Origin of the sequence: Bacillus sp. SIMBA_008 (genome assembly GCF_046535495.1) — a bacterium.
Classification (GTDB): Bacteria; Bacillota; Bacilli; order Bacillales; family Bacillaceae; genus Bacillus; species Bacillus subtilis.
Genome location: NZ_JAWRWL010000315.1, coordinates 1 through 279, shown reverse-complemented (window position 1 = coordinate 279; position 279 = coordinate 1). Strand labels below are relative to the sequence as shown.

Annotated in this window: 1 protein-coding gene; it reads left to right on the top strand. The window is 65.2% G+C overall.

Annotated features, from left to right (window positions below; translation table 11 throughout):
- Positions 1–279 (top strand): hypothetical protein (locus SB658_RS23365; protein WP_410602666.1); only part of this gene is annotated, 279 nt, incomplete at both ends.

Here is a 279-nt window from a genome sequence, read left to right as displayed (position 1 = left end):
GGACTCGGCCTCGCCGCGCTCGGCCTGATCCTCGCCTTCATCCCGTTCACGCTGCCGTTCGCGTGGGTCCTGCTCGCCGCGGGCTTCATCGTGTCGCTCATCTCCCTGTTCCTCAAGGGAAAGAAGTGGCCGGGCTTCACGGGTCTCGGCGTCTCCATCGTCGGCGCCATCGTCGCCTTCATCATGGGCTTCGTCTTCCTCTTCGCTCTCGCGAACGAGATCGAGGACGCGATCCCGGATCCGATCCCCACCTCCGACTCAGGAACCGATGACGGCACC